The 13,926-nt window shown below is 67.4% G+C and carries 16 protein-coding genes; 8 read left to right on the top strand and 8 right to left on the bottom strand.

Annotation, left to right across the window (positions count from 1 at the left end; genetic code table 11):
- Positions 1–6: 6 nt before the first annotated feature.
- Positions 7–306 (top strand): hypothetical protein, encoded by a 300-nt coding sequence (locus tag G6N67_RS06805; RefSeq protein ID WP_036433477.1) that lies wholly within the window; start codon positions 7–9, stop codon positions 304–306.
- 30 nt (positions 307–336) lie between these two features.
- Here the strand turns inward: G6N67_RS06805 and G6N67_RS06800 are convergent, their stop codons facing one another.
- On the bottom strand, positions 337–732 hold the full coding sequence (locus G6N67_RS06800; protein ID WP_036433478.1) for a PIN domain-containing protein: 396 nt from the start codon (positions 730–732) through the stop codon (positions 337–339).
- Positions 729–956, bottom strand: coding sequence for a type II toxin-antitoxin system VapB family antitoxin (locus G6N67_RS06795; protein WP_036433479.1), 228 nt, complete (start codon positions 954–956; stop codon positions 729–731). Before G6N67_RS06795 ends, G6N67_RS06800 begins: the two co-directional genes overlap by 4 nt.
- A gap of 266 nt (positions 957–1,222) precedes the next feature.
- Between G6N67_RS06795 and dnaK the strand changes: the two genes are divergently transcribed.
- The 6 genes from dnaK to G6N67_RS06765 all read left to right on the top strand — a co-directional run bounded on the left by dnaK (position 1,223) and on the right by G6N67_RS06765 (position 7,489).
- Positions 1,223–3,085 carry a molecular chaperone DnaK gene (dnaK, locus tag G6N67_RS06790; protein ID WP_036433480.1) on the top strand — a complete coding sequence of 621 codons (1,863 nt, stop codon included), beginning with the start codon at positions 1,223–1,225 and terminating at the stop codon, positions 3,083–3,085.
- Positions 3,082–3,711: a nucleotide exchange factor GrpE gene (grpE, locus tag G6N67_RS06785; protein ID WP_036433481.1), complete on the top strand. Its 630-nt coding sequence runs from the start codon at positions 3,082–3,084 to the stop codon at positions 3,709–3,711. The genes dnaK and grpE overlap by 4 nt, the downstream gene beginning before the upstream one ends.
- Positions 3,712–3,751: 40 nt before the next feature.
- The gene (gene dnaJ / locus G6N67_RS06780) at positions 3,752–4,930 is read left to right on the top strand and encodes a molecular chaperone DnaJ (RefSeq protein ID WP_036433482.1); all 1,179 of its coding nucleotides are present in this window, start codon (positions 3,752–3,754) and stop codon (positions 4,928–4,930) included.
- Complete coding sequence (locus G6N67_RS06775) at positions 4,927–5,304, top strand: heat shock protein transcriptional repressor HspR (RefSeq protein ID WP_036433483.1); 378 nt, start codon at positions 4,927–4,929, stop codon at positions 5,302–5,304. Before dnaJ ends, G6N67_RS06775 begins: the two co-directional genes overlap by 4 nt.
- Positions 5,305–5,394: 90 nt before the next feature.
- The gene (locus tag G6N67_RS06770) at positions 5,395–6,336 is read left to right on the top strand and encodes a metal-dependent hydrolase (protein WP_235684111.1); all 942 of its coding nucleotides are present in this window, start codon (positions 5,395–5,397) and stop codon (positions 6,334–6,336) included.
- Positions 6,329–7,489, top strand: coding sequence for a PDR/VanB family oxidoreductase (locus G6N67_RS06765; protein WP_051578771.1), 1,161 nt, complete (start codon positions 6,329–6,331; stop codon positions 7,487–7,489). The genes G6N67_RS06770 and G6N67_RS06765 overlap by 8 nt, the downstream gene beginning before the upstream one ends.
- Here the strand turns inward: G6N67_RS06765 and G6N67_RS06760 are convergent.
- The 3 genes from G6N67_RS06760 to G6N67_RS06750 are packed head-to-tail and all read right to left on the bottom strand — an operon-like array spanning position 7,486 to position 10,611.
- On the bottom strand, positions 7,486–8,388 hold the full coding sequence (locus G6N67_RS06760) for an aldose 1-epimerase (RefSeq protein WP_036433484.1): 903 nt from the start codon (positions 8,386–8,388) through the stop codon (positions 7,486–7,488). The two genes, G6N67_RS06765 and G6N67_RS06760, sit on opposite strands and share 4 nt — an antisense overlap.
- A gap of 40 nt (positions 8,389–8,428) precedes the next feature.
- Positions 8,429–9,595, bottom strand: a complete 1,167-nt coding sequence (locus G6N67_RS06755) for an FAD-binding oxidoreductase (RefSeq protein ID WP_036433485.1) — start codon at positions 9,593–9,595, stop codon at positions 8,429–8,431.
- Between the two features lie 11 nt (positions 9,596–9,606).
- The gene (locus tag G6N67_RS06750; RefSeq protein ID WP_036433486.1) at positions 9,607–10,611 is read right to left on the bottom strand and encodes a membrane protein; all 1,005 of its coding nucleotides are present in this window, start codon (positions 10,609–10,611) and stop codon (positions 9,607–9,609) included.
- Positions 10,612–10,711: 100 nt separating this feature from the next.
- Between G6N67_RS06750 and G6N67_RS06745 the strand changes: the two genes are divergently transcribed.
- Positions 10,712–11,341 (top strand): TetR/AcrR family transcriptional regulator, encoded by a 630-nt coding sequence (locus G6N67_RS06745; RefSeq protein ID WP_073914467.1) that lies wholly within the window; start codon positions 10,712–10,714, stop codon positions 11,339–11,341.
- Here G6N67_RS06745 and G6N67_RS06740 read toward each other — a convergent pair.
- The 3 genes from G6N67_RS06740 to G6N67_RS06730 form a co-directional block, all read right to left on the bottom strand.
- The gene (locus G6N67_RS06740; protein ID WP_036433488.1) at positions 11,336–12,004 is read right to left on the bottom strand and encodes a GAP family protein; all 669 of its coding nucleotides are present in this window, start codon (positions 12,002–12,004) and stop codon (positions 11,336–11,338) included. The two genes, G6N67_RS06745 and G6N67_RS06740, sit on opposite strands and share 6 nt — an antisense overlap.
- A gap of 67 nt (positions 12,005–12,071) precedes the next feature.
- Complete coding sequence (locus G6N67_RS06735) at positions 12,072–12,689, bottom strand: CYTH domain-containing protein (protein WP_036433489.1); 618 nt, start codon at positions 12,687–12,689, stop codon at positions 12,072–12,074.
- A 49-nt stretch (positions 12,690–12,738) separates the two neighbouring features.
- A complete protein-coding gene (locus G6N67_RS06730) occupies positions 12,739–13,923 on the bottom strand; it encodes a macrolide family glycosyltransferase (RefSeq protein WP_036433490.1) in 1,185 nt (394 codons plus the stop codon).
- Between the last annotated feature and the right edge of the window lie 3 nt (positions 13,924–13,926).

The raw sequence follows: 13,926 nt of genomic DNA, 5'->3' as shown, positions 1-13,926 counted from the left end.
GAAACGATGGACTTCTCAGTGTTGTCGACCGCTGTCGACGCCGTCGTCGCGGCGAGTCTTCAGGCGTCGTCGTCATCATCGTCGGATGACGGCAGCTGGATTCCCCTGCTGTTCCTGCTCACCGGTCCGGCGTTTTTCATGTACCAGTACACGCGCTATCGCAACAAGAACAAGCGTCACCATCACGAGACGGAGACGCTCTCGGACATTGCGAATCTGCGGGTGCTGGACCAGCGCGTGGACAGTGTGAGCAACTCGCGCAACTCGCGCATGTCGGGCGCCAATGAGCGGGAGGTGCGCGGGTAAGGCCGCAATTCGCTTCTGGGTGCCGAATTCTTAGTCGAACCGACGCTCGACCAGTCGGGGGCGGACTTCGGCGATCCGGGCGTAGTCACGATCGTGGTGGAGAACCCCGGCTTCGTGTGACAGTGCGGTTTCCGCAATGAACAGGTCTGGGATGGGCGTGCGATGCCACATGCCGTGATGGTGTGCGAGCTCGCGTTGGAGCCGTCGTACCCGGTCGAAGATGTCGGCCGGTGCCTTCAGGACTGGAAACACGTCACGTAGAGCGGACCGCTGCTGCTCGTAGTCGGCCGCCGAGCGAGTCGAGTACAGCCACTCCAACTCCCCGATCTCACACAGCACGAGGTCGGCGAGGTCGATGTCCGCGGGTGGCGAGGAGCCGTTCAAGAGCCGAACGTGGGCGCTCTTGTCCAGCACCCACAAAGTCATCGCCAGGCCTCATCCCTCTGGAGGACATCGGCGTCGACGGTGTTCCGTGCGTCGTTGAAGTGGGCGGCCACTCGCGAACGTCTGGCTTCGCGTTCGAATTCGGCGGCAGCGACCAGTCTTCGCAAGCCCTCCTCGACGGTCGATCGCACCGTCTGGCCCGTGACCCGCTGAGCGGCCTTGACGAGATCCTCGTCGAGCTCGATGGTGGTTCGCTTGACCGGCATACGTACATATTACCCGGGGCACTGTACATACTGGAGCGACGTCGAGTTCGACGAAAACGTCGCTGTCGGGGCGGGCGAGCAGCAGTTTCGTCGAATTGGGCGGGATTTGACCGCTCGGGGAACAAATCCGCAGGAACCCACGTTGAGCTGATCGACAACAAGTTGAGTGATACAGACTCAAGTCTGGGTTGACAATCGATAGGCAACCGGAGCAGGCTTGAGCGCAGTCCGCTCAGACCCCTATATGTCTATCAGGAGGCAACACTATGGCTCGTGCGGTCGGCATCGACCTCGGGACCACCAACTCCGTCGTCGCGGTTCTGGAGGGTGGCGACCCCGTCGTCGTCGCGAACTCCGAGGGCTCCCGGACCACCCCGTCCGTCGTCGCATTTGCGCGCAACGGCGAGGTGCTGGTCGGCCAGCCCGCCAAGAACCAGGCGGTGACCAACGTCGACCGGACCATCCGTTCGGTCAAACGCCACATGGGCAGCGACTGGTCCGTCGAGATCGACGGCAAGAAATACACCGCGCAGGAGATCAGCGCGCGTGTGCTCATGAAGCTCAAGCGGGATGCGGAGTCCTACCTCGGTGAGGACATCACCGACGCCGTCATCACCGTGCCCGCATACTTCAACGACGCCCAGCGTCAGGCCACCAAGGAGGCCGGCCAGATCGCGGGCATGAACGTCCTGCGCATCGTCAACGAGCCGACCGCGGCGGCCCTGGCCTATGGCCTGGACAAGGGCGAGAAGGAACAGACCATCCTGGTCTTCGACCTCGGTGGCGGCACCTTCGACGTCTCGCTGCTGGAAATCGGCGACGGCGTCGTCGAGGTCCGGGCCACCTCGGGTGACAACCACCTCGGTGGCGACGACTGGGACGACCGCATCGTCGAATGGCTGGTCGACAAGTTCAAGGCCACCTCTGGCATCGACCTGACCAAGGACAAGATGGCCATGCAGCGGCTGCGTGAGGCCGCCGAGAAGGCCAAGATCGAACTCTCGAGCTCGCAGAGCACCTCGATCAACCTGCCCTACATCACGGTCGACGCTGACAAGAACCCGCTGTTCCTCGACGAGCAGCTGACCCGCGCCGAGTTCCAGCGCATCACCCAGGATCTGCTGGACCGCACGCGGCAGCCCTTCCAGTCGGTGATCAAGGATGCCGGCATCTCGGTGTCCGAGATCGACCACGTGGTGCTGGTGGGTGGTTCCACCCGCATGCCCGCCGTGACCGACCTGGTCAAGGAACTGACCGGTGGCAAGGAGCCCAACAAGGGCGTGAACCCGGACGAGGTCGTCGCCGTCGGCGCGGCTCTGCAGGCCGGCGTGCTCAAGGGCGAGGTGAAAGACGTTCTGCTGCTGGACGTCACCCCGCTGTCCCTTGGTATCGAGACCAAGGGCGGTGTGATGACCAAGCTCATCGAACGCAACACCACCATCCCCACCAAGCGGTCGGAGACCTTCACCACCGCCGACGACAACCAGCCGTCGGTGCAGATCCAGGTGTTCCAGGGTGAGCGCGAAATCGCGTCGCACAACAAGCTGCTCGGCTCCTTCGAACTGACCGGCATCCCGCCGGCCCCGCGCGGCGTGCCGCAGATCGAGGTCACCTTCGACATCGACGCCAACGGCATCGTGCACGTCACGGCCAAGGACAAGGGCACCGGCAAGGAAAACACGATCAAGATCCAGGAAGGCTCCGGCCTGTCCAAGGAGGAGATCGACCGGATGATCAAGGACGCCGAGGCGCACGCCGAGGAGGACCGCAAGCGTCGCGAAGAGGCCGACGTCCGCAACCAGGCCGAGTCGCTGGTCTACCAGACGGAGAAGTTCGTCAAGGAGCAGCGCGAGGCCGAGGGCGGATCGAAGGTTCCCGAGGACACCTTGACCAAGGTCGATTCCGCGATCGCCGACGCCAAGAAGGCGCTCGAAGGCACCGACATCTCCGCGATCAAGGCCGCGATGGAGAAGCTGGGCCAGGAGAGCCAGGGCCTGGGCCAGGCGATCTACGAGGCCACCCAGGCCGAGCAGGCCGCGGGCGGATCGGACGCAGCCGCGGGCTCGTCCAGCGCGGACGACAACGTGGTTGATGCAGAAGTAGTCGACGATGACCGGGAGACCAAGTGAGCCAGGACGATTCGCACGAGCCGGTGACCATCACCGACAAACGGCGCATCGATCCCGAAACCGGTGAGGTCCGTGAGGCGGTGCCGACCCCTGAGGGGGCGGCACCGGCCGCGGCCGGCGCACCGGAGACGGCGGGCGATAGCGACGAGGTCGCCGAGCTCAAGAGCACGCTGCAACGCGTGAAGGCCGAGTACGACAACTACCGCAAGCGCGCCCTGCGCGATCAGCAGCTCATCGCCGAGCGCAGCAAGGCTGCCGTGGTGACCCAGCTGCTGGGTGTCCTCGACGACCTGGACCGGGCCCGCAGCCATGGGGATCTGGAATCCGGGCCGCTCAAGTCGGTCGCGGACAAGCTCGCGGGCGCCCTTGAGGGGCTGGGGCTTTCCGCATTCGGCGAAGAGGGCGACGAGTTCGACCCCTCGCTGCACGAAGCCGTGCAGCACGAGGGCGAGGGCACGCACCCGATCGTCGGGACCGTGATGCGCCGCGGTTACAAGGTCGGAGATCAGGTGGTCCGCCACGCCATGGTCGGTGTCGTCGACACCGTTCCGGATGCGGAGCCCGCGACCAACCCGGCGGAAAGCGCGGACGGCGCGAGCACTCAGGCCGCAGAATCAGACAATTAGACAGTCCAACTAGAGAGATGAGGTAAGGAGGTGGCGCAGTATGGCCCAGCGTGAATGGGTCGAGAAAGACTTCTACAAGGAGCTTGGCGTCTCCTCTGACGCCAGCGCCGACGAAATAAAGAAGGCCTACCGCAAGCTGGCCGCCGAACTGCATCCCGACCGCAACCCCGATCCGGGCGCGGCCGAGCGGTTCAAGGCGGTCTCGGAAGCCAACAGCGTTCTGTCGGACCCCGCGAAGCGCAAGGAGTACGACGAAACCCGGCGGCTGTTTGCCGGGGGCGGCTTCGGCCGCCGGTTCAACGGCGGGGGTGGCGGCGGCTTCAGTGGTGGATTCGGCTCCGACGGGGCCGAATTCAATCTCGGTGACCTGTTCGACGCCGCCGGGCAAAGCGGCGGCGCCAACATCGGCGACCTGTTCGGTGGGCTGTTCGGCCGTGGTGCGCAACCACGGCCGAGCCGCCCCCGGCGGGGCAACGACCTGGAGACCGAGACCGAGCTGTCGTTCCTCGAGGCCACCAAGGGGGTGGCCATGCCGCTGCGGCTGACCAGCCCCGCACCCTGCACCAATTGCCATGGCAGCGGCGCACGCCCGGGCACCAGCCCGAAGGTGTGCCCGAACTGCAACGGCTCGGGTGTGGTCAACCGGAACCAGGGTGCGTTCGGTTTCTCGGAGCCGTGCACCGAATGCCGGGGCAGTGGATCGATCATCGAGCACCCGTGTGACGAGTGCAAAGGTACCGGCGTCACCACCCGGACCCGGACCATCAACGTCCGCATCCCACCGGGCGTCGAGGACGGGCAGCGGATCCGGCTGGCCGGCCAGGGTGAAGCCGGGCTGCGCGGTGCGCCGTCCGGCGATCTCTACGTCACCGTGCACGTGCGTCCGGACAAGGTGTTCGGCCGCGACGGTGACGACCTGACCGTTGCAGTTCCGGTCAGTTTCCACGAATTGGCGCTCGGTACAACGCTATCCGTGCCGACGCTGGACGGCAAGGTCGGCGTCCGCGTGCCCAAGGGCACCTCGGACGGCCGCATCCTGCGGGTCCGTGGGCGTGGCGTGCCGAAGCGTTCAGGCGGCCACGGTGACCTGCTCGTCACCGTCAAGGTCGCGGTGCCGCCGAACCTCGAAGGGGAAGCGGCCGAGGCTCTGGAAGCTTATGCGAAAGCGGAGCGGGCCAGTGGATTTGATCCACGGGCCGGATGGGCAGGCAACCTATGAGCAAGAGGAAAGAAGAAGCCCGCACGTTCCTGATCTCGGTGGCCGCCGAGCTGGCCGGTATGCATGCGCAGACCCTGCGCACGTACGACCGGCTCGGCCTGGTCACTCCCCAGCGCAGTTCCGGTGGGGGACGGCGTTATTCGGAGCGTGACGTCGATCTGCTGCGCGAGGTGCAGCGGCTCTCCCAGGATGAGGGCGTCAACCTGGCGGGCATCAAACGCATCATCGAACTCACCAACCAGGTCGACGCGCTCCGGGCCCGGGTCTCCGAGCTGACCCAGCAGGTCGAACAGCTCAGCGCCAACCAGCGCCGCGACGTGAGTGTCGCGTCCAAGGCGGTCGTGGTCTGGCAGCCGCGGCGCGGTAGTCGCTAGCCGCCCTTCGTCGAGCCGGCATCCGTTGTGTGACTACGCAACTACATTCTGACGGCTTTGACGGTTGCGCTTCACAGCAGACTCTCAGCTGTGGCACCCTTCTTCCAACAGAAGGGACGTATGGCGATCGAAGATCCTGCGGCCGGGGCAGAGGCGGATCGGGTCTCTCCCGAAGAAATCGCGCTCCGGCCCCGGAATGTTCATTTTCGTTGGGACACCGCCCCGCTGCACTGGATTCCGGGGGATCCCTATGCATCCCATGCCGCGACCGCGCTCAACCTCTTCCTGCCGGTCGCTGAGCGCTGGTTCGGCCGGTTGCTGTCCGACGCCCTGGAACACGTGCGCGACGAGCGCCTGCGTGAGGAGATCATCGGCTTCATCGGGCAGGAGGCGGTGCACGCCAAGACCCATGACGAGGTTCTTGTCGAATACCTGCGCAGGCACGGTATCGAGCCCGCACCGTTTCTCGGGCAACTGGAATGGCTGGCCGGCCAGTACGACCAGCGGGTCGCCGCGGCCACGCCACGAAACCGGCGCAAGGCGCTCGCCTCCGGCACGCACGCGCTGAGCGCGGCCGAACATTTCACCGGTGTGCTCGGCCATTGGGCGCTCAACAATACGTGGGACGCGTTGGGTGCGGATCCGACGATGGCCGACCTCTACCGGTGGCACGGTGCCGAAGAAGTCGAGCACCGCCACGTGTCCTACCACGTGGCCAAATACTTCGGCATGGACTACGTGGCCCAGGCCGTTGCGGGCGTGCTGGTGAGCTTCGCGTTCTTCACGATCATCCTGCGCGGCATGAAGTTCCTGGTGCACGAGGACGACGCGTTGCCAAACCTCGGGTACGTGCGGTTGTGGTGGAAGATCCACGCGTCCGGCAAGACCGGCGCGCTGCCCACCACGACGTTTCTCGTGCGTTCCGGGCTGCGGTTGCTGCGGCCCGACTATCACCCCGTCCACGAAGGGAACACCGCGCAGGCGGTCGCATATCTGGCCACGTCACGCGCGGCGCGCGCGTTCGATGGCTGAGCGCACCGACGGGCGGGCCCAGCGCTTGTCCGCACGAACCTCGAGCCTTTTGCGCCCCTACACCGGCGAGCCTCCGCCAGGGCTCTACCGGGCCGGCCGCCCGGATCTGCTGGTCCGGCTCGCGGGCACGGCCCTACCGCATCTGCTTTCGGTCGTGATGCGCCTCGGCGGTGACCGGGAACTGCCCGAGCTCGCGGCAGCCGTCAACCGCAGGCCCGTGCGGATCGTGGACCGGCGGCGCATCGCACGCGACGCCGACGTCGTGCAATTGACCCTGGTTGCGCCCGACGGCGCGAAACTGCCGGGCTGGCACGCAGGCGCGCACATCGACGTGTACCTGCCCTCGGGACGCGCCCGGCAGTACTCGTTGTGCGGAGACCCGGACCGGGAACGGGAGTATCGGATCGCGGTCCGCCGGATCCCCGCGGGCGGTGGGGGATCGGTCGAGGTGCACGCCCTGTCTGTTGGACAGACAATCGAGATCAGCGATCCACGAAACGCTTTCATGATGCCGTTGCCGGGGTCGGGCTCGCGTGCCGAAAAGCTGCGCTTCGTCGCGGGCGGTATCGGGATCACGCCGATCCTGCCGATGGTGCGGGTTGCCGAACGAGTCGGTCTCGCATGGTCGCTGTGTTACTGCGGCAGACACCGCGACAGCATGCCGTTCCTGGACGAGCTGTCGAGGTTCGGCGACAAGGTGCAGGTGCACACCGACGACGCGGCCGGGGTGCCTGGGGTCGGCGAGCTACTGGCCGGCGTCGACGTACGGACCGCGGTGTACGTGTGCGGCCCGCCGCCGATGCTCGCGGCTGTCCGACAAGGTGTTTCGCCCGGCGCCGAGCTGCACTTCGAGCGGTTCTCCCCGCTCCCGGTGGTCGACGGCTCGCCGTTCGAGATGCAGCTCGCCCGCGGTGCCGAGCTGGTGCGGGTCGGCCGGGAGCAGAGCGCCCTCACGGCCCTGCGGGCAGTCCGGCCGAATCTGAGTTACTCGTGCCGGCAAGGGTTTTGCGGCACGTGCGTGCAACGCGTGCTCGACGGCGAGGTGGACCACCGCGATCGCTTCCTGACCGATCGGCAGCGTGCGAGCGGTCAGATGCTGGTATGTGTGTCCAGGGCCAAAACCGAAGGGGGACGGCTGATCCTGGACCTCTAGCCGACCTTGATCGAGAACGTGCTGGTCTCCGGTTTTCCCGGCACGGCCATCGGGTAGTTGCCGCGCCGCAATGCGTCGGTCGGCGCGGCCATGGGCTCGATACCGATGACGTCGTCGTTGCCTGGCGCGAACAGTTGGGCGGCCTGGTAACCCCGGTTGAACGTGACCTCGACCCGGCGGCCGCCGCCGGAGATCGCGAACACCGAGCCGTCGCGCACCTGATCGAAGCCGTGGTCGAGTTCGGTGGTCTTGAGAAGCTCAGTGCCACCGGGCCATTCCGCGGTTTCGCCCGTCGGGATGCCCCAGTTGTCCACCGGCAGGTGCCGCATGGTGGGGGTCTGCAGCTGCCATTGCTCACGCGGCACATCGGGCAGCTTGAGGTACGGGTGGTAGCCGAAACACAGCGGCACCGAGGCCGCCGTCGACGGCATCACCGTGGTGTCGACCGTGAGCGTCCGGTCGGCAAGCGTCACCGACATCGTCAGGATGTGCGGGAACGGGAACGTCGCGAGCAGGCGGGGCTTGCCGCCCCAGTCCAGGACCGCGACCAGTTTGTTGTCGGTCTGTTCGATCACGAGCCATCCCGGGTTGGCGGCCAGTACACCGTGAATGGGCACGCCGTGCTCGTCGGTGCGCACGCCTGCCACCCCGGGAGTCAGGGTGACCACGGCACCGTTGATGCCGTACTTGCTGGCGCTCAACCGGTTTGCCCACGGATACAGGATCGGGATGCCCATGGTCTTGCCGCTGCTGATGTAGGCCTGCAGCCCGCGGCGCTGCCCGAGGAACTCGACACCGTCGTCGGCCAGGGACGTGCAGACCATGCCCGCGACGGGTACGTACGTCGCGGTGAGCGACGACGACGGGTCATGCAGCGTGACGGGTTGAAAGTCGGCCATGGCGCCAGTCTGTCATGCGGCCGCCGCGTCGGATACCCGTTCAGTCGGTGAGCGGATCGTGCTGGATGCGTTCTGCCGGCGCGCCTCTGGCGATCAACGCGCTCTTGGTCGCCTCCACCATGTCGGGGCCGCCGCAGATCAGTATCTGCCGGTCGCCCCAGTTGCCGTAGCGGGTCACCACCTCGGGCAGTCGCCCGGTCTGACGCACATGCAGGCCGCGGGGCGGTTGCACGTCGGGGTAGTCGGCGGCCCACGGCGGGTCGCTGCTGTACTCCGACACCGGCGTCACCGAAAGCCAGGGGTTGGTGGAAGCGATCTGCCACAGGGTTTTCAGGTCGTACAGATCGCACGGGAAGCGGCCGCCGAAGAACAGGTGGACACGTGGGTTCACGCCGTACAGCGTCATGTCCATGATCAGTGTGCGCAGTGGGGCGAGCCCGGTGCTACCCGCCACCATCAAGACGTCTTCGCCGTCGCGGTCCACGTGCATGCCGCCGTGCGGGCTGGACAGCCGCCACCGGTCACCGGGCCGGGTCTCGCCGACGATCGCGGTGCTGACCATGCCACCGGTCACCGAGCGGACGTGAAACTCGATGGCACCCGAGCGGTCGGCGGGGATGGCGGGGCTCAGGTAACGCCAGCGCCGTGGCCATTGCGGCACCTGGACGTTGACGTACTGCCCGGGGTGATAGAACAGCGGCTGGTCCAACTGCAGCCGGATCACCGACACGTCGCGCGTGGCCCTGATGTGCTCCACGACGGTGCCGTCACAGTAGGCCGGGGCCTGCTCGGCATCCGCGGCCCCGCGCATCACACCGATCATCAGCGCGACCGCGTCGTGCGCGGCCTGCGCGAGCCGGTCGTCCCAGTCCCGCGCCAGGTGCTTCTGGAACGTGCTGTACAGCGCGTCCTGCATGGTGTCGTAATGCTGTTGTGTCACACCGTATTTGCGATGGTCGCGGCCGAGTTGTGCGAGAAATGCCACCGGCTCCTCGGCGCGCTGGGCGATCAGCTCCCCGAACAGCCAGCTGACCGCCCGGGCGAACACCGTGCGCTGGTGGCTCATGTCCGGCGGGAACAGGTCACGCGCCGAGAGGTCGGTGGCGAACCAGTGCGTGTAGAAGTCGCGGATCAGGGCGTCGGACCCGTTGTCGAGGTCGACCGCATCACGCAGCGTCTGCAGTGCGTCACGGTCTTCGAGTCCCACGCGGCTGCATTCTATGCGCGTGCTCTGGCCGAGTGCCGCGAAGCGCTGATCACCACGAGAGTCACCCCGACGACGACCCAGCCACTCAGCACCAGGATCGCCAGCGCGGCGCCTGCCCCGTCGAAGAACGCGGTCGAACGCAGCAGCGTGGCGTTGGCGCCCTGGGGCAGGAGCTGACCGAGCTGACCCCAGCCGGCCGGCAGCAGTTCCGGGGCACCGGTCAGCCCAGACAGCGGGTTGCCCAGCAGCAGGGCGACGAGCGCACCCACGGCCAGCCCGGCCTTCCCGAACACCGATCCAAGGCCCAGCATGAGCAGCGCCGCTGCGGCCACACCCAGCGTCAGCCCGGCGGCCACACCCCAGAAGTTGGAGGTGACGGCGCCGAAGACGTAGTAGAGCAGCGCGGCGATGGTGGTGCCCGCGACCGCCGCGAACACGATGGTCGCGATCAGCCGGGTCCAGACCTCGCGCTTGAGGACGAACACCAGCGCAACGGCCGGCAGCATCCCGGCCAGGGTGATCGGCAGGGCCGACGCCGCCAGGCCCATGCCACGGGGATCGTCGGGCGTGGGCGGGGCCAGATCCTCGGTGTGCAGGGTGATGCCCGAGTGCGCGGCGATGCCCGAACCGACCTGGCTCAGCAGCTGCGCGACGGCCGGGCTCGCGCCGGTCGCGGTCAGCAGGGTCGGACCGTCGGGCCCGAAGGCTATGCCGCCGTAGACGTTCCGGTTACGGATGGCTTCGCGCAGGGCGGCCTCGCCGGGGTAGTAGGTGACCGCGAAGGCGCCCGGGGCCTGTTGTTCGAGGCGTTGCGCGACCTGACTGCTGGCGGCCTGCGGCCCGGCGGCCCCGATCGGGACATCGTGCGGCTTGGAGCGCGCGGCGGGTAGGGCGAACGCGATCGCGACGATCGCGATCGCCACGGTGAGTGCGGCGATGATGCCGGTGGCGCGCAGTGCGGCCGGTGGTTCGTGTGCGGGGGCGGCGTGGTGCGTGGGGGTGGTGAGCGCGGTCATCGTGTCTGCCTTTTCATCCGATGTTGAATTACGCCTGTGGCGGAAGCGTATCGCCGTGCGGGCATAATTTCAACAGCCATTGAAATGATAATGTCGGGTGATGGCTTCACCTGCGGAAACAAGCAAGCGGCGGGGGCGGAGGCAAGGTGACCCGGTGTCGCGCGACGCCGTCCTGGCGGCCGCCAAGCAGCGGTTCGCCGCCGAGGGCTACGAAAAGACGACGCTGCGTGCGATCGCCAGGGACGCCCACGTGGATCCGTCGATGGTGCTGTACCTGTTCGGGTCCAAGGCGGACCTGTTTCGGGAGTCGCTGCGGCTCATCCTCGACCCGAGCATGCTGGTCGCGGCGTTGACGGGACCCGCCGAGGAGGTCGGCGACCGGATGGTGCGGGCCTACCTGCGCATCTGGGAATCACCCGAGACAGGTGCCAGCATGCGCGCGATGCTGCAATCGGCCACCTCGAATTCCGATGCGCATCAAGCTTTCCGCGACTTCATGCAGGATTACGTGCTGGCCGCGGTGTCAGGTGTACTCGGCGGCGGTGAGCAGGCCAAGCTCCGCGCGATGCTCGCGGCCGCCAACCTCGTCGGCACCGCGATGCTGCGCTACGTCATGGAGGTGCCGCCGCTGGCGACGTTGCCGGGCGACGACGTCGTGCGACTGATCGCGCCGACCGTGACGCGCTATCTCACCGCCGACGCGGACGAGTTGGGCCTGCCCGAGCTATAGCGCGTGAATGCCCTTGTACAGCACCAGAAGTCCGATCACCACGAGAATGCCCGCCACCAGCACGGCGTGGTTGCGCTCCATCCAGTCCTTGAGTCGCGCGAGCGCCGGATCGAGCCGCTCGCCGGAAGCCGCGTACGCCAGGATCGGCAGCGCCACGGTAGAACCCGCGAACACCACGAAATACACCACCGCGGGCCACACGCGCGTCTCGCCCAACCCTGCCGTGCCGATGGCCAAACCCGCTGCGGCGCAGATGAACAGCACCTTGGGGTTGACCACGGTGAGCGCGGCGCCTGCCGCGCCGGCCCGCACGGGCGTGAGCTTGCTCAGGCTCTGCATCCACTTGGGGCTGTGCTCGGACTTGGCGCGCATGAGCCATCGGTAGATGCCGAACACGATCAGGGCCACGCCGAGCACGATGCGCAGCCACGACGCCCAGGCGGGCGGCTTGTCCAGTCCGCCCAGCAGATTGGACACCTCGACGAAGATCAGGGTCAGCGCGGCCAGGCCGATCAGCCAACCGGCCAGGAACGCCAGCCCGGTCGGGCGTGGCCGGGGCGTGTGCAACACGAGCACCGCCGGGATGATCGACAGCGGTGACAGCGCCACCACGAGTGCCAGCGGGATGAGTTCGGTGAGCACCGATCCCCAACTGCCCGTCATCTTGTGCGCCCTCTCGCTGGATGTTGTACGGCAGAAGGTAGCAGCGACTGGTCGACGGGCGCGCGGGTCAGGTGCCGTCGAACTGGTTGCGGCCCAAGGTTTCGATGAAGGCCGGACCGGTCGCGTCGAGCTCGTGCAGGTACGCGTCGGCCCAGGCGCCGAACGGCCGGTGCGCGAGGTATTCGTTGCGGAAGCGCTCGTCGTCGGACACCTCGGTGACGCAGAACGCGGGTATCGCCAGGTCGACGACGGGTCCACCGCGTTCGACCTCGGAGAGGATCAGCGGGGCGTTTCCCCCGAGGAACCGGTCGATGACCCAGCCGTCCTCGCCCAGCCACGCCGAATATCGGACCTTGGCGACCACATGCTCGGCCCGGCGCACGATCTGGCCCGCCACCACCGGGTCGAGATCGCGTTCGGCTTCATAGCGCGTGCCGCCGACCGCGGGGCCCTTGGCGGTCATGGTCCCGATCGACTCGTCGCCCAACGCCTCGACGAGGGCCCCGGGCGTCCGGTCCAGGTCGGCGGGGGAGGGCCCCTGGACCCGGATACGGACCGCGTATCCGTCCGATGCGAACAGGTATGCCTGGACGATCAGGGCCGGGGTGGGATCCGACGCCGCCACGGCGGGCAACTCGCGGACGAAGAACTTCCGCTCGAATTCGAAATCCCCGGATTCGGACATGGGTAGACCGTAGTCCCGCTGGTCCTGAATCGGCAGGAACCTGCGCGGATTACCAACGACCGGTCGCGACGTCCTCGACGGCATCGGCGGCGTGTGCGGGCCCGCCGCCGGCATGGATCTCGTCCCAAACGGCGTTGACCCGCAACCTGACTTGCGGGTCCGATGTGACCGCGAGCAGTGCGTCCCGGATTTCGACGGGGGTCGGCAAGTGTGCCTTCAGGTGGCGACCGACGCCGATGTGTTCCAGCCGGGCGGCATTGGCGGGTTGGTCGACGGCCTGCGGAACGGCCACCATGGGCACGCCGTACCAGAGACCTTCGGCGCACGAACCCATGCCCGCATGCGTGACGAAGCCGTCGGCAACCCGCAAGACCGCGGGCTGGGGAACCTTGTCGCGCAACTGAACCCACGCGGGCACCGGGCACAGTTCCGCGACCGGCGCGCGCCCGGTCGCCATCACGAGCCGCCAACCCAGACCGTCGAGTGCGGCAATGACGTTGCGATAGACGTCGGCGCGGTGCGTGTAGGCGGTGCCGAAGGCCAGCAGCGCGAGCGGGCCGTCGCCGGGCGGCTCGGTCCAGTCGCGCGGATCCTCGCGGCGCGGGTCGATGCACGGCCCGACGAACCGGTAGCGGTCACCGACCCGGTCGGCATGCCGCTGCATCACGCGCGGCAGCAGGGCCAGGCAACGCCGAGGTGCGCCGGTGACCTCGTCGAACGTCAGCCCCGTCCCGGAGTCCGCCAGCCACTCTTCGAATGTCTGCCGGTACGCCAGGCCGCTCGGACTGTTGAGGATCGGATCCAGGACATCGGCCATGTCGTCGTGGTAGCCCTCCCACGCGACCTCACTCGGGGACAGCTGTGCACACGGCACGCCCCACCGTTCGGCGGCCACCGGACCGGCCATGCCGCCGATGTCGTAGAGCACGAGGTCGGGCCGGTCGTGGTCCAGCGCGGCGTGAAGTTGCGGCAGGACGTGGACGGCCTCGTCGAGGAACATCCGCATGCCGGTTACCGGATCGTTCTCGTCACCCCAACTTTCGGGCGCTCCCGGGGCGCCGGGCAGCACCGACGTGCATTCCACGATGTCGGCGCCGGTCGGGCGAACCAGCCATGACATATGGGCCCCGACCAGGTAGCTGACCCGGTGGCCGCGGCGCACCAGCTCGTGGACGACGGCCAGATGTGGGTACATGTGACTGGGTGCGGAGGCGGCAACTACAGCGATGTGCACGCA

The organism is Mycolicibacterium mageritense, from assembly GCF_010727475.1.
In the GTDB taxonomy this organism is placed as follows: domain Bacteria; phylum Actinomycetota; class Actinomycetes; order Mycobacteriales; family Mycobacteriaceae; genus Mycobacterium; species Mycobacterium mageritense.
The sequence above is the reverse complement of the archived record's forward strand: the minus strand, read 5'-3'. Positions and strand labels throughout refer to the sequence as shown.